The sequence below is a fragment of the Klebsiella sp. 10982 genome, from assembly GCF_048589245.1.
GTDB classification, from domain to species: Bacteria; Pseudomonadota; Gammaproteobacteria; order Enterobacterales; family Enterobacteriaceae; genus Klebsiella; species Klebsiella quasivariicola.
In genome coordinates this window covers 25,259-47,692 of the sequence record NZ_JBMAXV010000020.1, presented here as the reverse complement: position 1 = coordinate 47,692, position 22,434 = coordinate 25,259, and the positions used below count along the sequence as shown (strand labels likewise).

22 protein-coding genes, 3 tRNA genes and 2 pseudogenes are annotated in these 22,434 nt (G+C 54.1%); 8 read left to right on the top strand and 19 right to left on the bottom strand.

All coding sequences use genetic code 11. From position 1 onward, the window contains the following. Positions 1 to 59 precede the first annotated feature (59 nt). Positions 60 to 1,040 carry an arabinose ABC transporter substrate-binding protein gene (locus ACKLKD_RS15965; RefSeq protein ID WP_004203441.1) on the bottom strand — a complete coding sequence of 327 codons (981 nt, stop codon included), beginning with the start codon at positions 1,038 to 1,040 and terminating at the stop codon, positions 60 to 62. An 884-nt stretch (positions 1,041 to 1,924) separates the two neighbouring features. On the opposite strand from ACKLKD_RS15965, the gene ACKLKD_RS15960 reads away from it, so the two are divergent. Beyond that, positions 1,925 to 2,434 (top strand): non-heme ferritin-like protein, encoded by a 510-nt coding sequence (locus tag ACKLKD_RS15960; protein WP_025711120.1) that lies wholly within the window; start codon positions 1,925 to 1,927, stop codon positions 2,432 to 2,434. A 150-nt stretch (positions 2,435 to 2,584) separates the two neighbouring features. Here the strand turns inward: ACKLKD_RS15960 and ACKLKD_RS15955 are convergent. Further along, positions 2,585 to 2,653, bottom strand: a pseudogene (locus tag ACKLKD_RS15955) (succinate dehydrogenase); the annotation flags it as partial. Positions 2,654 to 2,725: 72 nt separating this feature from the next. Here ACKLKD_RS15955 and ACKLKD_RS15950 point away from each other — a divergent pair. Beyond that, a complete protein-coding gene (locus tag ACKLKD_RS15950) occupies positions 2,726 to 4,237 on the top strand; it encodes an MFS transporter (protein ID WP_025711121.1) in 1,512 nt (503 codons plus the stop codon). Positions 4,238 to 4,276: 39 nt separating this feature from the next. Here the strand turns inward: ACKLKD_RS15950 and ACKLKD_RS15945 are convergent, their stop codons facing one another. Then, a complete protein-coding gene (locus tag ACKLKD_RS15945; RefSeq protein ID WP_025711122.1) occupies positions 4,277 to 4,528 on the bottom strand; it encodes a DUF2766 family protein in 252 nt (83 codons plus the stop codon). Positions 4,529 to 4,678: 150 nt separating this feature from the next. Between ACKLKD_RS15945 and ACKLKD_RS15940 the strand changes: the two genes are divergently transcribed. After that, positions 4,679 to 6,103: an MFS transporter gene (locus ACKLKD_RS15940; protein WP_025711123.1), complete on the top strand. Its 1,425-nt coding sequence runs from the start codon at positions 4,679 to 4,681 to the stop codon at positions 6,101 to 6,103. Positions 6,104 to 6,137: 34 nt separating this feature from the next. Here the strand turns inward: ACKLKD_RS15940 and ACKLKD_RS15935 are convergent, their stop codons facing one another. Next, the gene (locus tag ACKLKD_RS15935) at positions 6,138 to 6,776 is read right to left on the bottom strand and encodes an RpiB/LacA/LacB family sugar-phosphate isomerase (protein ID WP_087805320.1); all 639 of its coding nucleotides are present in this window, start codon (positions 6,774 to 6,776) and stop codon (positions 6,138 to 6,140) included. Positions 6,777 to 7,044: 268 nt separating this feature from the next. Here ACKLKD_RS15935 and ACKLKD_RS15930 point away from each other — a divergent pair. Next, a pseudogene (locus ACKLKD_RS15930) lies at positions 7,045 to 7,149 on the top strand (hypothetical protein); the annotation flags it as partial. A 56-nt stretch (positions 7,150 to 7,205) separates the two neighbouring features. Next, positions 7,206 to 7,703 carry a non-heme ferritin gene (gene ftnA, locus ACKLKD_RS15925; RefSeq protein WP_025711124.1) on the top strand — a complete coding sequence of 166 codons (498 nt, stop codon included), beginning with the start codon at positions 7,206 to 7,208 and terminating at the stop codon, positions 7,701 to 7,703. A 37-nt stretch (positions 7,704 to 7,740) separates the two neighbouring features. Here ftnA and ACKLKD_RS15920 read toward each other — a convergent pair whose 3' ends face one another. Next, positions 7,741 to 7,980 (bottom strand): YecH family metal-binding protein, encoded by a 240-nt coding sequence (locus ACKLKD_RS15920; RefSeq protein ID WP_080896653.1) that lies wholly within the window; start codon positions 7,978 to 7,980, stop codon positions 7,741 to 7,743. A gap of 190 nt (positions 7,981 to 8,170) precedes the next feature. On the opposite strand from ACKLKD_RS15920, the gene tyrP reads away from it, so the two are divergent. Next, positions 8,171 to 9,382, top strand: a complete 1,212-nt coding sequence (tyrP, locus tag ACKLKD_RS15915) for a tyrosine transporter TyrP (RefSeq protein ID WP_025711126.1) — start codon at positions 8,171 to 8,173, stop codon at positions 9,380 to 9,382. Positions 9,383 to 9,406: 24 nt separating this feature from the next. On the opposite strand, the gene ACKLKD_RS15910 is transcribed toward tyrP, so the two are convergent. The 8 genes from ACKLKD_RS15910 to uvrY all read right to left on the bottom strand — a co-directional run bounded on the left by ACKLKD_RS15910 (position 9,407) and on the right by uvrY (position 14,814). Further along, on the bottom strand, positions 9,407 to 10,075 hold the full coding sequence (locus ACKLKD_RS15910) for a YecA family protein (protein ID WP_025711127.1): 669 nt from the start codon (positions 10,073 to 10,075) through the stop codon (positions 9,407 to 9,409). Positions 10,076 to 10,173: 98 nt separating this feature from the next. Then, complete coding sequence (locus ACKLKD_RS15905) at positions 10,174 to 11,055, bottom strand: dihydrodipicolinate synthase family protein (RefSeq protein WP_025711128.1); 882 nt, start codon at positions 11,053 to 11,055, stop codon at positions 10,174 to 10,176. A gap of 227 nt (positions 11,056 to 11,282) precedes the next feature. Further along, positions 11,283 to 11,369, bottom strand: a tRNA-Leu gene (locus tag ACKLKD_RS15900). 13 nt (positions 11,370 to 11,382) lie between these two features. Continuing rightward, positions 11,383 to 11,456, bottom strand: a tRNA-Cys gene (locus ACKLKD_RS15895). 40 nt (positions 11,457 to 11,496) lie between these two features. Beyond that, positions 11,497 to 11,572: transfer RNA gene (locus ACKLKD_RS15890), tRNA-Gly, on the bottom strand. A 150-nt stretch (positions 11,573 to 11,722) separates the two neighbouring features. Beyond that, the gene (gene pgsA, locus ACKLKD_RS15885; protein WP_008804219.1) at positions 11,723 to 12,271 is read right to left on the bottom strand and encodes a CDP-diacylglycerol--glycerol-3-phosphate 3-phosphatidyltransferase; all 549 of its coding nucleotides are present in this window, start codon (positions 12,269 to 12,271) and stop codon (positions 11,723 to 11,725) included. Positions 12,272 to 12,328: 57 nt separating this feature from the next. Next, on the bottom strand, positions 12,329 to 14,161 hold the full coding sequence (uvrC, locus tag ACKLKD_RS15880) for an excinuclease ABC subunit UvrC (RefSeq protein WP_025711129.1): 1,833 nt from the start codon (positions 14,159 to 14,161) through the stop codon (positions 12,329 to 12,331). Continuing rightward, the gene (gene uvrY / locus ACKLKD_RS15875) at positions 14,158 to 14,814 is read right to left on the bottom strand and encodes a UvrY/SirA/GacA family response regulator transcription factor (RefSeq protein WP_002911539.1); all 657 of its coding nucleotides are present in this window, start codon (positions 14,812 to 14,814) and stop codon (positions 14,158 to 14,160) included. Before uvrY ends, uvrC begins: the two co-directional genes overlap by 4 nt. Positions 14,815 to 15,275: 461 nt before the next feature. On the opposite strand from uvrY, the gene ACKLKD_RS15870 reads away from it, so the two are divergent. Continuing rightward, on the top strand, positions 15,276 to 15,500 hold the full coding sequence (locus tag ACKLKD_RS15870; protein ID WP_004122104.1) for a DUF2594 family protein: 225 nt from the start codon (positions 15,276 to 15,278) through the stop codon (positions 15,498 to 15,500). Between the two features lie 67 nt (positions 15,501 to 15,567). Here the strand turns inward: ACKLKD_RS15870 and sdiA are convergent, their stop codons facing one another. The 5 genes from sdiA to tcyJ all read right to left on the bottom strand — a co-directional run bounded on the left by sdiA (position 15,568) and on the right by tcyJ (position 19,908). Further along, complete coding sequence (gene sdiA, locus ACKLKD_RS15865) at positions 15,568 to 16,290, bottom strand: transcriptional regulator SdiA (protein WP_080924904.1); 723 nt, start codon at positions 16,288 to 16,290, stop codon at positions 15,568 to 15,570. A gap of 303 nt (positions 16,291 to 16,593) precedes the next feature. Next, positions 16,594 to 17,346 carry an L-cystine ABC transporter ATP-binding protein TcyN gene (tcyN, locus tag ACKLKD_RS15860; RefSeq protein WP_025711131.1) on the bottom strand — a complete coding sequence of 251 codons (753 nt, stop codon included), beginning with the start codon at positions 17,344 to 17,346 and terminating at the stop codon, positions 16,594 to 16,596. Then, positions 17,343 to 18,011, bottom strand: a complete 669-nt coding sequence (gene tcyL, locus ACKLKD_RS15855; RefSeq protein ID WP_025711132.1) for a cystine ABC transporter permease — start codon at positions 18,009 to 18,011, stop codon at positions 17,343 to 17,345. Before tcyL ends, tcyN begins: the two co-directional genes overlap by 4 nt. A 15-nt stretch (positions 18,012 to 18,026) precedes the next feature. Continuing rightward, complete coding sequence (dcyD, locus tag ACKLKD_RS15850; RefSeq protein WP_025711133.1) at positions 18,027 to 19,013, bottom strand: D-cysteine desulfhydrase; 987 nt, start codon at positions 19,011 to 19,013, stop codon at positions 18,027 to 18,029. 94 nt (positions 19,014 to 19,107) lie between these two features. Beyond that, positions 19,108 to 19,908, bottom strand: a complete 801-nt coding sequence (gene tcyJ, locus ACKLKD_RS15845) for a cystine ABC transporter substrate-binding protein (RefSeq protein ID WP_004203468.1) — start codon at positions 19,906 to 19,908, stop codon at positions 19,108 to 19,110. 200 nt (positions 19,909 to 20,108) lie between these two features. On the opposite strand from tcyJ, the gene amyA reads away from it, so the two are divergent. Then, positions 20,109 to 21,596 carry an alpha-amylase gene (gene amyA / locus ACKLKD_RS15840; protein WP_025711134.1) on the top strand — a complete coding sequence of 496 codons (1,488 nt, stop codon included), beginning with the start codon at positions 20,109 to 20,111 and terminating at the stop codon, positions 21,594 to 21,596. A gap of 41 nt (positions 21,597 to 21,637) precedes the next feature. On the opposite strand, the gene yedD is transcribed toward amyA, so the two are convergent. Then, on the bottom strand, positions 21,638 to 22,072 hold the full coding sequence (yedD, locus tag ACKLKD_RS15835) for a lipoprotein YedD (RefSeq protein WP_025711135.1): 435 nt from the start codon (positions 22,070 to 22,072) through the stop codon (positions 21,638 to 21,640). Positions 22,073 to 22,434 lie beyond the last annotated feature (362 nt).

Genomic DNA, 22,434 nt, shown 5'->3' with positions numbered 1-22,434 from the left:
ACTCCACTCTTCTGCACTCAGCCCCCACCGCTACGGCAGGGGCCAGTTCAACCGGGCTGTTACAACCCTTTTTTCGCCAGCTCTTCTTTGAAGTTATCGCGGGTGATCAGTACCACGTCGGTCACCGCTGTGAACTTCGGCGGTTCAACGCCCTTGGTGACCCAGTTGTAAAGCATTTCGCTGGTTTTATAGCCATGAATATCCGGACTTGGCAGCAGGGAGCCATAGAAGCCGGTCGGTTGCGCTTTCGACAGTTCGTTCACGGCATCTACGCCGTTGATGCCGATACCAATGACATCCGGCGCTTTAAACCCCTGGCCTTCGGTGGCACGCACGCCGCCGAGGACGGTGTTGTCGTTCATCCCGACGATCAGCCAGTGCTTAACCTGCGGATGCTGAACCAGCATCGAGTTACCGGCGTCGAACGCCCCGGGGATATCGTTAGATTTGGTTGGTACGCGGTAGATTTGCGCTTCCGGAAAGCCAGCCGCCTTGAGGGCATCAATAGAACCGGTGGTGCGACGGCGGGCGGTGTCCAGCTCATCAGCGGTGATGGCCATCACGGCGGTGTCTTTGACATCCCAGCCGCGTTTTTGCATCTCTTTATACAGTTCCTGCCCCTGGCGGGCGCCGATTTCGCTGGCCGCCATCATCACCAGCGGCACACTCTCCATCGGTTTGCCTTTGGCGTTGACGAACTGATCATCGACGGTAATGACCTTCATATCATAGCCACGCGCTTTAGCGACAATCGCCGAGCCGAGCTTCGGATCGGGGGTACAGATAACAAAGCCCTTCGCGCCGCTGGCCGCCAGGCTGTCAATCGCGTTGAGGGTTTTCTCCCCATCCGGGACCGCAATTTTAATAACGTCAAAGCCTAAATCTTTTCCTGCTTTATCAGCAAATTTCCACTCAGTCTGGAACCATGGCTCTTCTGGTTGTTTCACCAGAAAACCCAGTTTAAGATTTTCCGCCATAGCTGATTGTGACATAACCGCAGCGAGACCAATGGCCGCCAGCGCTTTAGTAAATTTGTGCATGGTAAGCTCCAGCTTTAATTCGCTTTCATGTAGGGAAAAATCGGAATTAACAATTTTATCGGCATCAAAACAAGGCATTAGAAAAATCGCATTCCCTACTGCCGTTGTTAGAGTAGTAATACCCGGAAATTAATTCTCCATACGAGAGCATCATCACATCGCGGAATTACAGTAATTGCGTACATACATTTAGCAAAAAATGACATAAAAAAAGACATAATTGTCATACAATTTAACCTGGATATAGCAGGATTATCTATACCATCAGCAGACTTATCCTTGCGATGTCAGAGAGGTTTTAACAGGGAGTTAAATCGCTGTTATAACGATGAGGATAATGCGTTTGAAAGGGCCGTTTCCCGCCTGCCGGGCATCATGATCAACGGTCTGATGCCGGAATCGTACTGAGGCCCGTTTAATATCGCGAAAAAACGGATCTTTAACGTAATTTATTCCGAATAAAAGGCTATCCCTCTTATAAAAAAGCCTGCAACAAAAAATAAAAATAATCATCATCAACCTGAAACATTGCTTATGAAATAACTTATTTCTTTTTCTTCTACGATTAATTTCGTAGTCAAATAGCGATAACTTATAACCTAATCAGCACTACACGCCCCAGTCGGCGCCGCACAGCTCACGCTCGCTGTCATTTATGAATAATGGTGTAACAAAACGTAAATTACCCATATTGAGAGTTTTCTTAATTCATTTCAGCGAGTATTCTTAACTGGTCGGTAAGCGGAAATATTACCCGACACATATGGAATGTGTAGAGTTTTATTATTCTGCAACAGTGCAGTGCGTCACCCTTTTACTTGGCTGTTTCCATCCACTGAGGTGATGCGCATCAGTAACCCTTCCCGGTTAATAAGGATATTTTTATGGCAGTTCCAGGAATGGCACAAAAGCTAAACACCCAAATGAATCTTGAGTTCCACGCCTCTAACGTTTATCTGAACTTAAGCGAGTGGTGCGCCCGGCATCGCTTCGACGGCGCCGCGACGTTTCTGCGCACCCGCGCGCAATGCAGCATTACGCTCACCATGCGCGTGTTTGACTATCTGAAAAAAGCCGGCAGCTGGCCTATCGTCAATCCCGACCACGCCTGTAATCCAGAGTGTAGCTCGCTGGAAGACCTGTTTACCCAGACCCTGCTCGATTACCGTCAGCGCAGCACTATGTTGAGCGGTCTCGCCCAGGAAGCCAAAGCGCAAAGCGATGACAGCACCTGGCGGTTTCTCACGCTGCTGGCGGAGGAGCAGCAGCAGGATGGCCTGCTATTGCAAAGCGTGCTTGAGGAAATTCGTAATGCCGATAAAGCCGGACTCGGGATGGAGCAGACCGATCGTCGTCTGATGGCGTTCGTCGGGGACGCACAGAAACCGCACTAAGCCGTATCAGGTACCCGGTCAGGGGGAGCGCGACCGCGCTGCCCCGCCCTCTCCTTTAACACCATTTCGTCAATTTTCCCTGTCATCTATTCTTCAAAAGAATAAAAAAGTTTTAACTCGATCCCATTCCCTGGTCGCCGTTACCCCTTAATAGGGATTAGTGAGCAAGGTCACTTTTTGCTGAGCCGAAAAGAAATATAAAAACAGTGTTTCAAAAATTTAAAACACGGGGTTTATTTTATGGCTCGATACACGGCTTCAGCCACTGAACGGCTGCAGGGAAGACCGATTTTGTTACGCCATCAGTTAGCCTACGGCGGCGGCAACCTGTTGGGAAGCGGCGCACTGGCGATTAGCGGAGCGTGGTTACTCTATTTTTATACAACCTTCTGCGGCCTGACGCTGATCGAGGCCTCATTTATCTTCTCCGTCGCGAGCATCATCGACGCCATCAGCAACCCACTGATGGGTTATCTGACGGATAACTTTGGTAAAACGCGGTTAGGTAAACGCTTTGGCCGCCGGCGTTTCTTTCTGCTGATCGGCATTCCGCTGATGATGTTCTACCCGCTGCTGTGGGTGGAGGGTCTCAGTTTCTGGTATTACCTGTGTACCTATGTGGTATTTGAGATCATCTACACCTCTATCATGGTGCCCTATGAAACACTGGCGACAGAGATGACTGATGATTTCTCGCTGCGCTCAAAGCTTACCGGCTATAAAGCCATCTTCGGCAAGCTGGCCAACTTCCTCGCGGCGTTTATTCCCGGACAGTTCATTCTGCTGTATGGCAAAGATTCCGCGACTCCCTTCTTCCTCACCGGACTAACCTATGGCGTAATTCTGATCATCGCCATTTCCTGCCTGTGGCTGTGCAGCTGGGAGCGCGAGCGCGACGAGGAAGTCGATACCAGCGCGAAAAAAGGATTGTTCAGCACCCTGCTATCGCTGGCCAAAGATATGCGTTCCACTTTTTATCTACGCGTGTTCCGTAAACATCTCGGTATGTACCTCTGCGGGTTTGGCGCGGAATGGCTGTTTGCCTCCATTTTCACCTACTTCGTGATCTTCGTTCTACAACATGATCCGGCGATGGTGGCGGGCCTGAACAGCCTGAACTCGATTCTGCAGCTCATCTCCACCGCGCTGTTTATCGGCCTGTGCGTGAAAAAGGGCTTCAGCAAACCCTATATCCTGGCGCTGGGGATCGTGATTTTCGCAGTGCTGCTGTATACCTCGCTGTGGTTTTTCCATCTACCGTCCGGCCTGGCGACAGTGCTGATGTTCGGCATTACCGTGCTGTTCGGCCTGGGTACCGGCGGGGTTTACTATATCCCCTGGACCGTTTACACCTTCCTGGCCGATGTCGATGAGATCTACACCGGACGCCGCCGGGAAGGGATCTATGCCGGCGCCATGACCTTTTCAGGGAAAATTCTGCGCTCGATTGTGGTGTTTTCGATGGGAGCGATTCTGAGTTTCTATGGCTTCCAGTCAAAAGCGCACAGTCAGCCGGAAAGCGCAGTGACCGCTATCGCGGTGGTATTCTGCGTCGGGGTCATCGCATTAGCGCTGGCCGCTATCGTCTTCAGCAAACAGATGAAGCTGGATCGTAAGGCGCATCTGGTGGTACTGCAGGAAGTCGCGCGGATTAAAGCGGGCGGTAAAATCAGTGATATTGCGCCAGACGTGCGGGTTATCGTGGAGGATCTGGTTGGCCATCGCTACGAAGAGTGCTGGGGCAACAGCAAACTGTTCAAAAGCGCTGACCCAACCCCAGCGCAGACCGTGGTGTCCCATTAAAGTAGCACACCCCGCCCGGTAACCGGGCGGGGTCTGGTATTAATGCGTTTCTTCCTGTGGAGTAAACTTCAGCTCAATCAACGCGATCGCTTTCTGTACCGCGCGAAGGGTCACCGGATCGGCAGAGGCCGGATGGCTGGCGAAGTCGATCGCTTTCAGCTGAGTGGTCATTTTTTCACGGACTTCCACCGGCGCGATGACGTCAATCACATCGAGGATTTGTTTGATAACCAGCTGGCAGGCCACTACATCGGAAACCAGCTCGTCGTGTTCGCTAAGATGTTGAGACATTAATTACTCCTTTTTTCCGGAGCGTAATAGTACCCTAAATCGTTAGTGATGATAAAACCTGCCGTGGCAGGTTTTTTTAACTATCTTACTGGCTGGCGGCACCTTTCCTGCCGTATTGCACAGGATCACACTCTGAATGGCAGTAATGACATGACTACCGCGATCTCTTCCAGGAACGAACGTGCTTTTTCCGCGCCTGCGCTGTTGGTGGCTGGCGCCTTTTTTATGGAGTTTCTCGACGGGACGGTGATCGCCACCGCCCTGCCCGATATGGCCAGGGATTTTGGTGTTAGCGCAGTCGAACTGAATATCGGTATCAGCGCCTACTTGATCACCCTCGCGGTACTGATCCCGGCCAGCGGCTGGATCGCCGATCGCTTCGGCGCCCGCGCTATTTTCACTCTCGCCCTGGCTATCTTTACCCTGGCCTCGGTTTTTTGCGGCCTTTCCACCGAGGTGAATACCTTTGTCGCCATGCGTATCCTGCAAGGGGTCGGCGGCGCGCTGATGGTGCCCGTTGGTCGCCTGGCGGTACTGCGAACCACGCCAAAACACCTGCTCATCAAGGCCATCGCCACCCTCACCTGGCCGGCGCTGGTGGCCCCTATCATTGGCCCACCTCTGGGCGGATTTATTACCCGCTACGCCAGCTGGCACTGGATCTTTTTTATCAATGTTCCGCTGGGCCTGGCGGCCATTTTCCTTTCACTGCGGCTCATTCCTGATATACGTGAGACGGAAAGGCGTTCCTTCGATCTGACCGGTTTTATCACCACCGCGGTGGCGATGGTCAGCCTGGTCACGGCGATGGAAAGGCTCGGCGATCGCCAACCGGCGATCTGGCCGACGCTGGCTCTTGCCGCGCTTGGCTTCGGCTGTCTGTTATATTCTATTCGTCATTTCCGCCGGGCGGCGGCGCCTATGGTTCGTCTTGATGCTCTGCAGGTGCCGACTTTCCGGGTAACCATGTACGGCGGCTCGCTGTTCCGGGCCTCGATCAGCGCGGTGCCCTTTCTGCTTCCCCTGCTGTTTCAGGTGGGGTTCGGCATGGATCCTTTTCACTCCGGCCTGCTGGTGCTGGCGGTTTTTGTCGGCAATTTGACCATCAAACCCGCTACCACGCCGCTGATTCGCTGGCTGGGCTTTCGTCGGCTACTGCTGATCAACGGCGCGCTGAACGTCTGTTCGCTGCTGGCCTGCGCGCTGCTCACGCCGCAGACGCCGGTCTGGGCCATCATGCTGATCCTTTATCTCGGCGGGGTTTTTCGCTCTATCCAGTTTACGGGTGTGAGCACGTTGGCCTTTGCTGATGTCCCCGCCGCGCAGATGAGCGATGCCAATACCTTGTTCAGTACCGCGTCGCAGCTGGCGGTAGGGCTGGGGATCACGCTCGGCGCTATCGGCATCCGCCTGGGTGAGCAGGTTGGCGACTGGCTGCACCTTTCCACTGTGCCGGGAATTGCCTTTCGCCTGTCGTTTGTCTTTATCGCGTTGATCTGTCTGGTGGGGATGATCGACAGCCTGCATCTGACCAAAACGGCAGGCAGCAGCGTATCGGAAAAGAAACACAAATAAACGAAAGGGCCAGCGAGGCTGGCCCTGGCAAGGATTAGCCAACAATCTGGCGAACGAAGGCCTCAATCGCTTTATCCTGGCAGTTTTCGAAGAAACACTGCTGGAAGCGTGGGCCGGATACCGCGGTTTTCACCAGCTCAGGATCGATGGCGCGCAGGGTGTCGAGATAGTTCTCTTTGACTACCGCTGCTTTGACCTGGTTGAGGATCCCGGCATTGCGCACCTGCGGTTCTTTACGCTCCGGCGGATAGCCTTCGCCATTGCGACCGGTAAACGCTTTTTCAAAGATAAACCGTACGTTCAGTTCAGCGCCCCAACCGAAACCTTTGGCAAACGGCAGCGACAGAGCGTTACCGTTGTTGATCTGGGCAAACAGGAACGCATCCGCCGGATCGATACAGTAGCCGCAGACCACGCCCGGATGGATATTCAGCGACATCAGTGCCCCCTGCCCGGTACCGCAGCCGGTGACGACAAAGTCGACTGCTTTCGAATTCAGCAGGATGCTGGCCATGATCCCGAGGTGAATGTAGGTCAGGTGATGATCGTTCTCATCGCTCATGCCAACGTTATAGACCGGGAATCCTTTTTCGTCGGCAACTGCGGTAAGCTCCTCGAGGATGATGGCGTTTTTGTTCGCTTGGCTGTTCTCCATCATCAGTGCAATCTTCATGGTTTACTCTCCTGAATGCTGTGCGGGCCTGCCCGCAGAATGTCATTGGCGTTGACTGCACTTTACTACCATGAAAACAAACTTTCAAATTTTATGAAAAGTTGTTTTAAAAATTACGCAGCGCTTCACATTTTCACGCCCCCACTGCGGCATCCTGCGCCCGCGCAGCACTGTGTCGCACCGCGCCGGGACGAAACCGATGCCGGCCGGTCATGCTCCCCCTCGCCAGACCATCAACGACCTTATTTTTATTTCTTCTTCGATTTTAATTAAATTAAAACCATTCTCATTTATTATTTTACTGCCAATGCGTGTTATTCCCATTTGCATTTTAAATAAATTATTTTTAAATTTACTTTTTGCAAATAATTAAATAACAAATTATAGTAGCAGCCTATAACATCTATTTTTAATTCCAGGAGCGCGATGATGCTGAAAACGGAAATGATCGACAAACTTAATGAGCAGATGAATCTTGAACTTTATTCTTCTCTTCTTTATCAGCAGATGAGCGCCTGGTGCAGTTACCATAGTTTTGAAGGCGCTGCGGCGTTCCTGCGTCGCCATGCTCAGGAAGAGATGACGCATATGCAACGCCTGTTCGACTACCTGACCGACACCGGCAGCCTGCCGCGAATCAACGCTATCGCTTCTCCGTTCGCCGACTACGCGTCGCTGGATGAACTGTTCCGCCAGACCTATGAGCATGAGCAGTTGATCACGAGTAAAATTAACGAGCTGGCGCACGCGGCCATGACCAGTCAGGATTACCCGACCTTCAATTTCCTGCAATGGTATGTTGCTGAACAGCACGAAGAAGAGAAATTATTTAAATCAGTGATTGATAAACTGAGCCTCGTCGGGAAAAGCGGCGAAGGCCTGTACTTTATCGATAAAGAGCTGGCGACCCTCGACACGCAAAATTAATCGCCCAGGCCGCGACGACTTTACGTCGCGGCATTGTTTAATGGCGGCAAATCTTATTTTCTGCGGTAGTAAACCCTTCCTCTTTAGCTATAAATTTGCCTTTTTTCTGTAAGAAGGCCACCAGCTCAGCAGCACTCAAATTTTCCGCTGAACATGTATGAAAGCGCGCCTCTGCACCGAAACGACGGTGAATCGCCGTTTCCAGCGAGGAGACCGTCCAGGACTCCTGCGACGCCAGCATCATCTGCAGTACTTCATGACCATGAATAGAAGACATAACCCCTCCTGAAAACTGCCAGCTTAGGCCAAACGGGCAGCCCGTGCTTTGCGTCAGCGCAGACTTTTGCCTGTCAAATTTCGTAAAGTTTACATTACACCACTTGTAACCCTCATTTGACGAATGCCGCAAGATCCCCTACTCTGCGCGGCATAATTTATTGTTATTTGCTGTAGGGATAGCGAAAAGCGTGAAAAACCGCACTCTGGGCAGTATTTTAATCGTAGCAGGCACCACAATCGGTGCGGGAATGTTGGCGATGCCATTGGCCGCCGCCGGCGTCGGTTTTGCCGTCACGCTGGGTTTACTTTTCACCCTGTGGGCGTTGATGTGCTATACCGCGCTTTTACTGCTGGAAGTCTATCAGCATGTCCCTGCCGACATGGGGCTGGGCTCTCTAGCGGCGCGCTATCTGGGCCGATACGGGCAGTGGGTTACCGGGTTCTGCATGCTGTTTCTGCTATATGCGCTCACCGCGGCCTATATCAGTGGCGCCGGTGAATTACTGGCTTCCAGCCTCAATCAGTGGCTGGACTGGCAATTGCCGCCGGCAGCGGGCGTAATGATCTTCACGGTGCTCGGCGGGGCGGTGGTCTGCATCGGTACCGCGCTGGTCGATCTGTTCAACCGTTTTCTGTTTAGCGCCAAGATCATCTTTCTGGTGGTGATGCTGGCCCTGCTGATGCCGCACATTCATCAGGTGAATCTGCTGACGCTGCCGGTTGAGCAAGGCCTGGCCCTGTCAGCCATTCCGGTCGTCTTTACCTCCTTTGGCTTTCACGGCAGCGTGCCCAGCATCGTCAGCTATCTTGGCGGCGATATACGTAAACTGCGGCGGGTGTTTATTATCGGCAGCTTTATCCCATTAGTGGCCTATATTTTCTGGCAACTGGCGACGCTGGGCAGTATCGACGCCCCAGCCTTTACCGCCCTGCTGGCGCAAAACGCCGGTCTGAACGGTCTGCTGCAGGCGATCCGCGAAGTGGTTGCCTCACCGCACGTGGAGCTGGCCGTTCATCTGTTTGCCGACCTTGCGCTGGCGACCTCATTTCTCGGTGTCTCGCTCGGCTTGTTTGATTATCTGGCCGATATGTTTCAGCGCAAAAACAGCGTCAGCGGGCGTCTGCAAAGCGGCATAATCACCTTTCTGCCGCCGCTGGCGTTCGCCCTGTTCTATCCCCGCGGCTTTGTTATGGCGCTGGGCTACGCCGGGGTGGCGCTCGCCGTGCTGGCCCTGATGTTGCCAGCCCTGCTGGTCATGAAGAGCCGTCGTCAACATCCGCAGGCCGCCTGGCGGGTGGCTGGAGGGGCTCCGGCGCTATGGCTGGTTTTGCTGTGCGGAGTGGGCATCGTAGCGATCCAGTTCTGCATCGTCGCCGGACTGTTACCCGCAGTGGGATAAAAAAGGGGCCGAAAGGCCCCTTTTTCATTTCGCTAAGCAGCATTGCTTAAACTTTTTTCCGCTGCCGCACGGACAGGGATCGTTGCGTCCAACTTTCGCCTCGTTTCTCACCGGCTGTGGGACCAGCACCGGCTGGGGATTCGCCATCCAGTACTGATAAAGCGCCAACGCCGCCGGGGTAATACGCTCAATGCTGGCGATAAACTCATCCGCCGTCAGATTATCCAGCGCGGCAAACTGTTCTTCGCTGCCGTGGAGCGCGATCGCGTCCAGCTCCGGCTGAAGTTCAGCGGGCAGCGTTGACCAGTCGCTCAGCGCCACGCCGCGGAGATAGCCAAAGCACCACTCTTCGACGATGGTCAGTTCCTGACCTTCCGCTTCGCGGGTGCCAAACAGCGGTTCAAACTGATCGGGATAGGACTCCAGTCGCTCGGCGATGTCGCTCATATGCTGCAGCGTCAGATTGACAAAGCGATCCCGTTCGCGATCGTTGGCCCAGCGGGGCACATTGTCCGCCCCGCCCCAGATGGCGAGCAGCCACTCGGCAGGCTCGATGTCAGTCGGCGCAGAAAGGATTGCCGTCAACAGGCCATCCAGTTCAGACACATCCAGAATAGCGCCTTCGGTGGCGTATTTCGCCAGGGTTTCGTCCAGCCATTCCAGTTCGTTTTCGTTTAAAGGTCCGGTATTCATTCACAGGCTCGCATGGTAAAAATCGGGCCTACAGTAGCCGAATTGTTGGCAGAAAGCCACCCGGCGACACCCATTGTGCCGGTATCAACGGTAAGCGATCAGGCCAGACCGTGCAGTGCCGTTGCCACATCACGGCGGGCCTCCTCCCCTAACGGCAGCAATGGTCGGGGAAGCGAGTCAGGATCGCAGAGCCCGAGGATCGCCGCGGCGCTGGCTATCACCCGCAGGCTACCGCCATAGCGGTCAAAGCACCGCCAGAGCGGCGCCAGTTGCTCATTCAGCGCAATAACCTCTGTTGTATCACCGGCACGTATCGCGTTGACCAGCCCCCGGGAAAGATGGGGAAAAAGGCCGCCACAGACCGAGTACCACACTTCGCAGCCTGCCTGCAAACCCACTGTCGCCCAGGCATCGCCGCTGACGCCGAGCGAGACACGGGCAGGAAGATGACGGCGTAAGGCTGCCACGCGCTCACTGGCCCGTGGCTCAGGCAAGCCGGGAATTTTGATCGAGGCAATGGCCGGCAAGGCGGCGATGCGTGTCTGCAGCTCATCCGGCAACGTGACGTGTGTGGTGCGAGGATTGTCGTACAGGCAAACTGGCACTGAAACATGCCGACAGACCTCCTCGTAAAAAGCATAGATCTCCTCCGCGGCAAGCGGCTGATAGGACATCATCGGCAGTAACAGCGCATCTGCGCCAGCCTGTTGGGCATCTTCCACCAGCCGCAGCACCTCGCTGGTGGCAATAGCGCCGACGCCCACCATCATCGGGATCGACCCCGCATGCGCCTTCGCCACCTGCACCACACGTCTGCGCTGCTCACGGCTGAGATAAGCGTAGCTGCCGGTTGAGCCTAAGATGCCCAGGGAGTCGACCCCGGCATCGGTAAGACGCGCAAGAATACGGCTAAACGCCTGTTCATCGATATCTTGTTGACGCAAAGGTGTCAGGGGAAATGCGCAAAGTCCAGTGAACATGATGCCTCCGGCAGGCTGGGATAAGAGTCCGGTTGATAGTAGCAAGGGAAGATCGTTTTGTCCTGGGACAAATGAGACGTTGACTGCAAGGGTAGAGTTAACAGAAAAACGCCGTGGAGTCAGGCTGGCGGAAAAGGCATCAGAAAGCGAAAGTACAGACACAAAAAAACCACCCGTAGGTGGTTTCACGACACTGCTTATTGCTTTGATTATTCTGTATTTCCCAATGGTACCCGGAGCGGGACTTGAACCCGCACAGCGCGAACGCCGAGGGATTTTAAATCCCTTGTGTCTACCGATTCCACCATCCGGGCTCGGGATATAAAGTGGAGGCGCGTTCCGGAGTCGAACCGGACTAGACGGATTTGCAATCCGCTACATAACCGCTTTGCTAACGCGCCTTTGATACTGAAGCACCCGCAACTGCCGATGCTGTTAATCTGGAGCGGGAAACGAGACTCGAACTCGCGACCCCGACCTTGGCAAGGTCGTGCTCTACCAACTGAGCTATTCCCGCATCATCAAGTTATTTGCTAATCACTTGATTTTGTTATCGTCTGGAAGACTGTGCCGCCGTTCGATGCGTTGCATTCTACTTATCTCTGGCGGTGAGTCAACGGTATTTTTCGCAACTTTGTATCGTTTGCTGAAAATAACGTCGAAACGATCACTGATCAAGCAAATCGCCGCGCGCCGCGTTCAAATACTGCAGCATTGACCATAGCGTCAGCACCGCCGCCACGAGGAAAAGCGCGATCCCGGCCCACTCTACCCATGGATAAGGACGCCACAGCATCCATACCAGGGCGGCCATCTGCGCGGTCGTTTTGACTTTACCAATCCACGAGACCGCCACGCTGCTGCGTTTCCCCAGCTCCGCCATCCACTCGCGCAGCGCCGAGATAATAATTTCACGGGCAATCATGGTCGCCGCGGGCAGCGTAACCCACCAGGTATGATAATGCTCGGCAACCAGCACCATGGCGATAGCCACCATGACTTTATCAGCCACCGGGTCAAGGAAGGCGCCAAACCGGGTGCTCTGATTCCAGCGACGGGCCAGAAAACCATCAAACCAGTCGGTCACCGCGGCGACAAAGAAAATCAGCGCGCAGGCAAACGGCGCCCAGCTAAAGGGCAGATAAAACGCCAGCACAAAGAACGGGATCAGTATGACGCGAAACAGAGTAAGCAACGTAGGGATATTAAATTGCATAGTGACGGGTAACTATCTGTTGTAAGTAAAAATTAGCCCTATGTTGCTACAGAGCCCCTAATGTTTCAACGAGTAGAAGATCTTTTCTGCCAGAGCGTGAGAGATGCCCGGTACTTTGGCAATTTCCTCGACGCTGGCCTGCTGCAACCCCTGCAAACCGCCCATATACTTCAGCAGCATCTGACGACGCTTCGGCCCCACTCCCTCGATAGTCTCAAGCGAGCTGGTGCTCTTCACTTTCGCCCGTTTTTTACGATGTCCGGAAATCGCATGATCGTGCGATTCATCGCGGATGTGCTGGATTACGTGCAGGGCCGGCGAATCCGGCGGCAGGCTAAACCCCTCCCCTTCCGGTTCAAAGAATAACGTTTCCAGGCCGGCTTTACGATCGCTACCTTTTGCCACGCCCAGCAGTAGGGGATGATGTTTATCCCAGGGCACGTCCAGCTCTGCAAACACCGCTTTCGCCTGGGCCAGCTGTCCCTTTCCGCCGTCGATTAAGATCACATCCGGTATTTTGTTGTCATCAATCGCTTTACCATAGCGACGACGCAGGACCTGATTCATCGCCGCATAATCATCGCCCGGGGTAATGCCGGTGATATTGTAGCGTCGATACTCCGCACGCAATGGACCATTGCTGTCAAATACCACACAGGACGCTACGGTCTGCTCGCCCATGGTGTGGCTGATATCAAAACACTCCATCCGCTTCACGGCCGGCAGCTCCAGCACAGTAGCCAGTGCCAGTAAACGTTGATGGATGGTCGACTGCTGAGACAGTTTAGTGGTTAACGCCGTCGCCGCGTTAGTGCGCGCCAGCTTAAGGTAACGCGCCCGGTCGCCGCGCGGTTTCGTTTGCACATTGATTCGACGTCCCGCCAGCTCCGACAGTGAATCGGCCAGCAGCGTTTTATCGCCGAGGCTGAAGTCGAGTAAAATTTCCCCCGGAAGCGTGCGCATCTGGCTACCCTGCAGATAGAACTGGCCGACAAACGTCTCCACAACCTCTCCCAGCTCGGTGCCGCCCGGCACCTTCGGAAAATAGCTGCGGCTGCCCAGCACTTTGCCCTGACGGATAAACAGCACATGAACGCAGGCCATTCCGGCATCGAAAGCGACGCCGATTACGTCAAGATCATCGCCGCTGTTAGAGACAAACTGTTTCTCCGTCACCCGGCGGACGGCCTGAATCTGGTCGCGAATGCGCGCCGCCTCTTCAAACTCCAGACTCTGGCTGGCCTTCTCCATCCTCGCGATGAGCTGGGTCAGGACCTGATCATCTTTGCCGGCCAGGAACAGCCGCACATACTCGACCTGTTGAGCGTACTCTTCCTCACTGACCAGGCCCACCACGCATGGCCCAAGACAACGCCCAATCTGATACTGCAGGCAGGGACGAGAGCGGTTGCGATAGACACTATTTTCACACTGGCGAATGGGGAAGATTTTCTGCAGCAGCGCCAGGGTTTCCCGCACGGCATAGCCGTTGGGAAAAGGACCAAAGTACTCGCCTTTCGCATGCTTAGCGCCACGATGCATTGCCAGGCGCGGATGGGTATCGCCGCTGAGGAAAATGAAAGGATATGATTTATCGTCACGTAACAGCACGTTGTAACGTGGCTGGTACAGCTTGATATAGTTATGCTCCAGCAGCAGCGCTTCCGTCTCGGTATGCGTGACGGTGACATCAATTTGCGCAATCTGCGCCACCAGCGCTTCGGTTTTACGCGACGCGAGATTGCTGCGGAAATAGCTGCTGAGCCGCTTTTTCAGATCTTTGGCTTTGCCAACATAGATGACGGTCCCGCCAGCATCATACATCCGATACACGCCGGGCTGGCTGGTCACCGTTTTCAGGAAAGCTTTTGCGTCAAAAACATCACTCACTGGCTTGCTAACGACTCCGCATTACACAGGCCATGGCGAATTGCCAGGTGGGTCAGCTCCACATCGCCATGAATGTTTAATTTGCTGAACATTCGGTAGCGATAGCTGTTAACCGTTTTAGGACTCAGATTCAGCTGCTCTGAGATCTCATTCACCTTCTGACCTTTGGTGATCATCAGCATAATCTGCAATTCGCGTTCAGACAAACTGGCAAACGGCGATTCCGTTTTTTCCGGTTCAATCTGACTTAGCGCCATTTGCTGAGCAATATCGGAAGCAATATAGCGTTGTCCTGACGCCACGCAGCGGATCGCATTCACCACTTCCTGCGGTGCCGCACCCTTGCTAAGATAGCCCGCCGCCCCCGCCTGCATGACCTTGGCAGGAAGAGGATTCTCGGTATGCACGGTGAGCATGATCACTTTCGTGCCCGCCACAGAGCGCGCGATTTTGCGCGTGGCTTCAAGACCACCGATCCCGGGCATGTTCATGTCCATCAGGACGACATCTGCGGAATTAGCCCGGCACCACTTCACGGCGTCCTCGCCGCAACAGGCTTCGCCAGCGACTTTAATCCCTTTTATATCTTCCAGAATGCGTCGTATCCCTGCGCGCACCAGTTCGTGGTCATCAACAAGAAGAACGTTGATCAAAGGAATAATCTCCAGAATGAGGGATAACGCTACTGATACTTTATCTCCCACATATTACCGGGTTTTATTGCTAATTTAAAAGGCAAAAAAATGCCCTCTCCTCGATTTGACTCTCATTTATGGCAATGTCTGTGCACACATAGTGGAAAGTCATTGAGAACAGTCAGTTGCGCTGGTCTTATTTTTTAACAATCCTCATACAGAAAGCACAAAAAACACAACAGATTACGTAGCGCATAAATACGAAGCAAAATATGTAACAAATATTAACGTGCTAAATAGATGGAATAAATTAATGGCGGACTGGCGGCTATTACGTATTATCCGAAGCGCTGAATCATTCACAACTCAGATGAGAGGACAAAAATTCAGCACTCCTTTTTTTTCTTTCGCTTGTGGTATACTGCGCGGCCTTCACATTGAGTAATGCGCAATAGCGCAGCAAGCTAACGAGGATATCGATGAGCACACCAGATTTTTCCACTGCTGAAAATAATCAAGAACTCGCGCAGGAAGTCTCCTGCCTGAAAGCGATGATAACGCTGATGCTGCAGGCGATGGGTCAGGCGGATGCGGGCCGCGTGATTATTAAAATGGAAAAGCAGATCGCGCAGATGGAAGATGAGGCTCAGGCTGCCGTATTCTCCAGCACCGTTAAGCAAATTAAACAAGCTTACCGTCAGTAATCCTGTACCGGCTGAAAGTATCCCTGACAGCCGGTGTCACGTCTGGCACGCAGAACGACAGGCGCTCTCAGATTAATCCCGTCGCCACGGCGTAACAGGCGATTTGCGTTTTATTCGGCGCATTAAATTTCCGTTGCATATTCTTCTGATGGAAATTCACCGTATTTTCCGAAATCGAGAGAATCATTGCCACTTCCGCCGAGGTCTTCCCTTCCGCCGTCCATTTAAGAATTTCCAGCTCGCGACGGCTGAACTTCATCTCCGGCGGCATCACCATTTCGTCTTCCAGACGCAGCAGCGCCAGCAAGCTGAGCTCCGTCAGCGTTCGCAGGCGCATCTCCAGCTCATCTTCAGGGTAAGAGCCCGGCAAACGGTTATTCGCCGACACGGAGAGAAAGCCTTGTGCATGATTCGGAAGCGTCAGGCACTGGGTCACCCCTTTTTTCAGACCGTGATCGCGGGCTCCGTCCCACAATACTGGTGCATCGCGAAACAGACCATCGTCCCATGGCAGATGACCACGCAAAAAATTCTCCGGCCGTAACACAGGATCTATCGCGAAATAATTCTCAGCCTGGTAGTGTGACATCCATGCGCGGGGATAGGTCGACTGGAACGTGACGCGGGGGCGGGTGAAAGGCACCGGATGACGTACACAAAGCGTGTAGTAATCATATTCCAGCGCTTCAGTTTCTCGTTGCAGGAGATTATAAACCTCCTCACCGGTGGCCATGGACTGAAATTGATGCAGCATATCCCGCCGCCAGCTGAAAAAATCATTGTCCCTCATAGCTGTGCAAATAACTCCTGATTGATAATCATTATTATAAATACAGAAAACTAACACATAAATCTTATTTATATGTATAAAATATCGTTGCTGTCGCATTTATTAGCCTGATGCCTGGCCTTTTGGCTCATGACGCGCAGAAACTCAGTCTCCCTCTGGCGTCATTTTCTACACCCAACCAGGGAGGATGGGAAGCGGTGTATACGGCCACAGGATGAATAAGGCGACGGAGCCTTCCCATGACAGGAAGGCAGGCTAAACGCGGCAGCTCCGGGTCAGGAAGCCGCCGCGCCAGCATATCATTTACTGCATCAGGAATTTTTCGAGGAACTGACGGGTACGCGGCTGCTGAGGTGAGGCGAACAGCGCTTTCGCCTCACCCTGTTCGATAATCCGCCCCTGGTCCATAAAAATAGCCCGATCGGCGACATCGCGGGCGAAGCTCATCTCATGAGTCACGATAACCATCGTACGCTTTTCCTGCGCCAGCTGGCGGATGGTATTAAGTACCTCCCCTACCAGTTCAGGATCGAGGGCCGATGTCGGTTCATCAAACAGGATCACGTCCGGACGCATGGCCAGCGCACGAGCAATAGCCACCCGCTGCTGCTGACCACCGGAGAGGCGGCGCGGATAGCTGTTCTCTTTTCCGCTGAGCCCCACCTTTGCCAGCAGATCGCGGGCTCGCGCTATCGACTCCTGCTTGTCTTCCCCTTTTACGATGACCGGCCCTTCAATAATGTTCTCCAGCACCGTACGATGGGGAAACAAATTAAAGTTCTGGAAGACAAAGCCAACGTGCTGGCGCAGCTGGCGGATAAGCCCTTTCTGCGGCCCGAGGCTACGGCCGGCGTCGATCGTTACCTCGCCGACGCGGATGGTGCCGCTTTCTGGTTGCTCCAGCAGGTTGATGCTGCGCAGCAGGGTGGTTTTGCCCGAGCCGCTGGGGCCGATGATCGCCACCACTTCCCCTTTCTGCACCTCCAGATCGATACCGTGGAGCACCGTCTGGCCATGGAATTTTTTCACCAGGCTTTTTACTTCTATCGCACTCATTTCGGATCACGCTCCTGGCGGTTCAGCTGGTTTTCAAAATAGTTCTGCAGCGAGGAGAGTACCGTCGCCATCACCCAGTAAATGAGGGAGGCCGCCAGATACATAGTGAAGACCTCAAGGGTTCGCGAGGTGATAAGCTGCGCCTGACGGAACAACTCCGGCACCTGGATCGTCGCCGCCAGCGAGGTATCTTTTACCAGGCTGATAAAGCTATTGGACAGCGGCGGCAAAGCGACCCGCGCCGCCTGGGGTAAAATAGCCCGGCGCATCGTCTGCCAGGGCGTCATGCCGATACTCGCCGCCGCTTCCCACTGCCCCTTGTCGATGGAAGCGATGGCCGCACGCAACGTCTCCGCCGCGTAAGCCGCCGTATTTAGCGACAGACCAATCATTGCCGCCGGGATCGGATCCAGCTCGATGCCAAACTGCGGCAAGCCGTAGTAGATCATAAACAGCTGGGCAATGAGCGGCGTACCGCGGAAAATGGAGATATACATGCGCGCCAGCCACTTTATCGGCCACAACGGCGACATGCGCATCAGCGCCAGAATAAAGCCCAGCACCAGGCCGAAAAACATCCCGCCAATGCTCAGCTGCAGTGTAAAAACGGCCCCTTTGAGCAGAAAAGGAGCGGAATCGATGACCAGTTGGATACTTTCTTGCATGCTGTATTTTCTGTATTAAAGGTGCGGATGATAGGCAAACAGCGCTGGCGCCCCGCCGGTATGGACGAACAGAATCGGCCCTTCATCCTTAAATCGCTTCTGCGTGATGCCGTCGATAAGCCCTGCCATCGCTTTGCCGGTATAGACCGGGTCAAGCAAAATACCTTCCAGCTGCGCCAGCAGCTTCACAGCGGCCATCCCTTCTTCGTTCGGCGTACCGTAGCCCGGGGCAAAGTAATCATCCCACAGCTGAATGTCGGCTTGCGCCTGCAGCGCCAGACTGTTGGCCACGGCCTGCTGCAGCGCCACCACTTTCGGCAATTGGTCCGCGACCGAACGCGATACCGTCACCCCAATTAGTTCTGCCTGCGGCATCAGTTGTTCAAGGCCGACCGCCAGCCCGGCATGCGTACCGGCGCTGCCGGACGCCACCACGACCGACGAAATCTCCACCGCGCCGTCACACTGCTGGGCAATTTCCAGCGCGCTTTCCACATAGCCTAGCGCTCCGAGGGCGTTCGAACCGCCAACCGGAATAACGTACGGACGATATCCCTGCGCCTCGATACGGGTCGCCAGCTCGTCGAGCTGGGCGGCAGGATCGGTCAGGGCATCACACATCTCAACCTGGGTGTTAAACAGATCCAGCAGCAGGCGGTTACCATTGCTCAGATAGTTCTCCGCCCGGGTGCCGATGGGGTTTTCCAGCAGCGCCACGCAGTGCAGCCCCAGTTTGGCGGCGACCGCGGCAGTCTGCCGCACGTGATTAGACTGGATCGCGCCGGCGGTGATTAAGGTATCCGCGCCTTCGCGTAGCGCATCGGCGGCAAGAAACTCCAGCTTACGCAGTTTGTTGCCCCCCATCGCCAGCGGCGTCGTATCATCACGTTTGATGAAAATTTCACGTCCGAGGTGATCGGACAGACGCGGCAGATACTCCAGCGGCGTTGGCGCGCCAATCAGTTCCAGACGCGGAAAGCGGGTTAAATTTTGCAGTGACATGGCCCCTCCTGACTCAGTTATGCTTCATTATGCACACAGTTATGCGCTAAATAAAAAAGGCGCTTCCAGGAGCGCCTTTTTTACCCGCCGTCCGTTATTTCGTCACGTCAGCGCCAAACCATTTCTCGGACAGCGCCTTCAGGCTGCCATCTTTCTGCATATCGGCTATCGCGCCATCTACCGCTTTCAGCAGATCGTCGTTGCCTTTGCGCAGCGCCACGCCGGCCTCCTGACGGGAGAACGCTTCACCGGTTACTGCCAGGGTATTGTTGGTTTTTTTCACCAGATCCAGCGCGGCCAGACGGTCGACCAGAATGGCGTCAATACGGCCAACGCGCAGATCCTGGTACTTCGTCGGGTCGTCATCATAGGTGCGAACATCAACGCCCTGCACGTTCTGACGCAGCCACTCTTCATAGTTAGTGCCCAGCCCAACCCCGACTTTCTTGCCTTTCAGATCCGCCGCGGTTTTAATCGCGCCTTCGTTACCCTTTTTCACCAGCGCCTGCACGCCAGAGATGGTATACGGGGTAGAGAAATCATATTTCTTCTTACGTTCATCGGAGATAGTGACCTGGTTAATCACCACGTCAATGCGTTTGGAGTCCAGCGATGCCAGCATACCGTCCCATTTGGTCGGCTTGAGATCGGCTTTCACGCCGAGGTGTTTAGCCAGCTCATTGGCAAACTCCACTTCAAACCCGGTCAGCTTGCCGTCATCACCCTGAAAGCTAAAAGGAGGATAGGTGCCTTCGAGGCCCACGCGCAGGGTGCCGCGCTCTTTAATCTGATTAAGCAGGTTTTCCGCCGCAAAAGTTTTCACGCTGACGCCAGCCATCAAAACAACGGCCATCGCGCCCATCAGCGCCTGACGACCCAGAAGTGCTAATTTCATAGATACCCCGAAGGTTAGGATTTTCCTGTAGTGTAAAGCGCTTAACGGCCTCACACCAACATCGTTACGCTACATCTTATGCCAATTTATTATATATGATCCCGTTTAGGGTATAGCGAAAATCAGGCCTTTCCTCCCCCGTTTTGCTGGATATCTCCCATACTGCAAAGGTCAGCCTGTTGACGTCTGGAGCATGGAAGATGAAAAACCCCACCTTGTTGCAATGTTTTCACTGGTACTACCCCACTGGCGGCGAACTGTGGCCTGAGGTCGAAGCGCTGGCCCCCAGTCTCAATGAGATTGGCATCAATATGGTCTGGTTGCCCCCCGCTTACAAAGGTGCTTCAGGCGGTTATTCCGTCGGCTATGACACCTACGACCTCTTTGATCTCGGCGAGTTTGATCAAAAGGGCTCTGTCGCCACTAAGTATGGCGATAAAGCGCAGCTGCTGGCGGCCATAAAGGCCCTGAAGGAGCACAACATCGCCGTGCTGCTGGACGTGGTGGTAAACCATAAAATGGGCGCCGATGAAAAAGAAGCGCTACGGGTCCAGCGCGTCGATGAGCAGGACCGCACCCAGATTGATGAAGAGATCATTGAGTGCGAGGCCTGGACTCGTTACACCTTCCCGGTGCGGGCCGGTCAGTATTCCCAGTTTGTCTGGGACTACAAATGTTTTAGCGGCATTGATCATATCGAAAACCCGACGGAAGACGGCGTATTTAAAATCGTCAACGATTACACCGGCGAGGGCTGGAATGAACAGGTTGACGATGAACTGGGTAACTTCGATTACCTGATGGGCGCCAATATCGATTTTCGCAATCATGCGGTCACCGAGGAGATCAAATACTGGGCGCGCTGGGTGATGGAGCAAACCGGCTGCGACGGTTTTCGTCTTGACGCGGTGAAGCATATTCCCGCCTGGTTTTACAAAGTGTGGATCGAACACGTTCAGGAGGTGGCGCCGCAGCCATTGTTTATTGTGGCGGAATACTGGTCCCATGAAGTGGAGAAGCTGCAGCAGTATATCGACCTGGTCGAGGGCAAGACGATGCTGTTTGATGCCCCGCTGCAGATGAAATTTCATGAAGCGTCGCGCCAGGGGCGCGATTATGACATGAGCCAGATTTTCAGCGGAACGCTGGTGGAAGCTGACCCGTTCCATGCCGTTACCCTGGTTACCAATCATGACACCCAGCCGCTGCAGGCCCTCGAGGCGCCGGTTGAGCCGTGGTTTAAACCGCTGGCCTATGCGCTGATCCTGCTACGTGAAAATGGGGTGCCCTCGGTCTTCTATGCCGATCTCTTCGGCGCCTCCTATGAAGATACCGGCGGTGACGGACAAACCTACGCTATAGAGATGCCCGTTATCGAGCAACTGCACGAACTGATCGACGCCCGTCAGCGCTTTGCGCACGGTGTGCAAACGCTCTGGTTCGATCACCCCAACTGTATCGCCTTCAGCCGCAGCGGCACCGACGAGGATCCTGGTTGCGTGGTGGTCATGTCCAATGGCGATGAGGGGGAAAAGACCCTGACGCTGGGCGAAAATTATGGCAAAAAACGTTGGCGGGATTTTCTCGGTAACCGGGAAGAGATTGTTGAAACCGACGACGATGGCTGCGCGACCTTTACCTGCAACGGGGGAAGCGTCAGCGTGTGGGTAATGGAAGCAGTGCTGTGAGGTGATAATCGACGGGCGGGCCAACATGGCCCGCCGGTGTTTTAACGCGCAGTGGCAGGCGCGCTGACGGGTCCAGTCGCACGCGCTTTCGCCCATGCCTTTTCACACTCGGGAGTGAGGCGTTCAACGCGGGTCAGCGTCATACGATCATAGGACAGCGTGTTACCTTCACGCTCGATCGGATAGATATCCAGGGAAGCCGTGACGTTGTAAACCTGACTATCGCGGTTCATCAGTTTACCCGGCTGCGCGATCACACGCTGCCACTGGCGACAGTCGAAAGTATCCCCTTCTTTGGTGACAATCAGGCTGGCAATCGCGTCCGGACTCATCATTTCGCTCTGCGGCCCTTTCGATTGCCAGTAGCCCTCAAGACCGGCCGGTGCTGGCGCTTTAACAACGTCGTCGTAATGATCAACCTGCACACATCCGGCCAGCGCCACGACCATGCCCGCAAAAACTAACTGTTTCATCATTCATCCCACAAGCCGATAAAAAAGTATTGTGGCATTAAAGCGTTAAGCCTTCCAGCCCCGACGTCAGTGGAACCCCTGAGCCTAGCCTGAGCCAGCATGGCGCCTTTCATTTGAAATAAGGAAATTCTGAAAATAAAATATTAACAAGGCCGTAACCATAGCATCTATGGGCACTTTTTGTTTTTAATTCGCTCACACTACCGGTTCTCGACTTTACTTTAAGAGTTTTCCTGGCAAATTATATGCATGGATGCGGAATAGTTTAAAGGAACTAAAGGGTTCTTTCTTACCTACTATTATTTCCGCCCGCAAGGACTGCTTCCCATCACCGGTGGGAAGTGAATATCGTTACGTGTTGATTG

Bases quoted from the DNA above. Each gene is read 5' to 3' on its own strand.
- ACKLKD_RS15965 (WP_004203441.1), bottom strand. From the start codon at position 1,040: ATGCACAAATTTACTAAAGCGCTGGCGGCCATTGGTCTCGCTGCGGTT.
- ACKLKD_RS15960 (WP_025711120.1), top strand. From the start codon at position 1,925: ATGGCAGTTCCAGGAATGGCACAAAAGCTAAACACCCAAATGAATCTT.
- ACKLKD_RS15945 (WP_025711122.1), bottom strand. From the start codon at position 4,528: ATGTCTCAACATCTTAGCGAACACGACGAGCTGGTTTCCGATGTAGTG.
- ACKLKD_RS15940 (WP_025711123.1), top strand. From the start codon at position 4,679: ATGACTACCGCGATCTCTTCCAGGAACGAACGTGCTTTTTCCGCGCCT.
- ACKLKD_RS15935 (WP_087805320.1), bottom strand. From the start codon at position 6,776: ATGAAGATTGCACTGATGATGGAGAACAGCCAAGCGAACAAAAACGCC.
- ftnA (WP_025711124.1), top strand. From the start codon at position 7,206: ATGCTGAAAACGGAAATGATCGACAAACTTAATGAGCAGATGAATCTT.
- ACKLKD_RS15920 (WP_080896653.1), bottom strand. From the start codon at position 7,980: ATGTCTTCTATTCATGGTCATGAAGTACTGCAGATGATGCTGGCGTCG.
- ACKLKD_RS15910 (WP_025711127.1), bottom strand. From the start codon at position 10,075: ATGAATACCGGACCTTTAAACGAAAACGAACTGGAATGGCTGGACGAA.
- ACKLKD_RS15905 (WP_025711128.1), bottom strand. From the start codon at position 11,055: ATGTTCACTGGACTTTGCGCATTTCCCCTGACACCTTTGCGTCAACAA.
- pgsA (WP_008804219.1), bottom strand. From the start codon at position 12,271: ATGCAATTTAATATCCCTACGTTGCTTACTCTGTTTCGCGTCATACTG.
- ACKLKD_RS15870 (WP_004122104.1), top strand. From the start codon at position 15,276: ATGAGCACACCAGATTTTTCCACTGCTGAAAATAATCAAGAACTCGCG.
- sdiA (WP_080924904.1), bottom strand. From the start codon at position 16,290: ATGAGGGACAATGATTTTTTCAGCTGGCGGCGGGATATGCTGCATCAA.
- tcyN (WP_025711131.1), bottom strand. From the start codon at position 17,346: ATGAGTGCGATAGAAGTAAAAAGCCTGGTGAAAAAATTCCATGGCCAG.
- tcyL (WP_025711132.1), bottom strand. From the start codon at position 18,011: ATGCAAGAAAGTATCCAACTGGTCATCGATTCCGCTCCTTTTCTGCTC.
- dcyD (WP_025711133.1), bottom strand. From the start codon at position 19,013: ATGTCACTGCAAAATTTAACCCGCTTTCCGCGTCTGGAACTGATTGGC.
- tcyJ (WP_004203468.1), bottom strand. From the start codon at position 19,908: ATGAAATTAGCACTTCTGGGTCGTCAGGCGCTGATGGGCGCGATGGCC.
- amyA (WP_025711134.1), top strand. From the start codon at position 20,109: ATGAAAAACCCCACCTTGTTGCAATGTTTTCACTGGTACTACCCCACT.
- yedD (WP_025711135.1), bottom strand. From the start codon at position 22,072: ATGATGAAACAGTTAGTTTTTGCGGGCATGGTCGTGGCGCTGGCCGGA.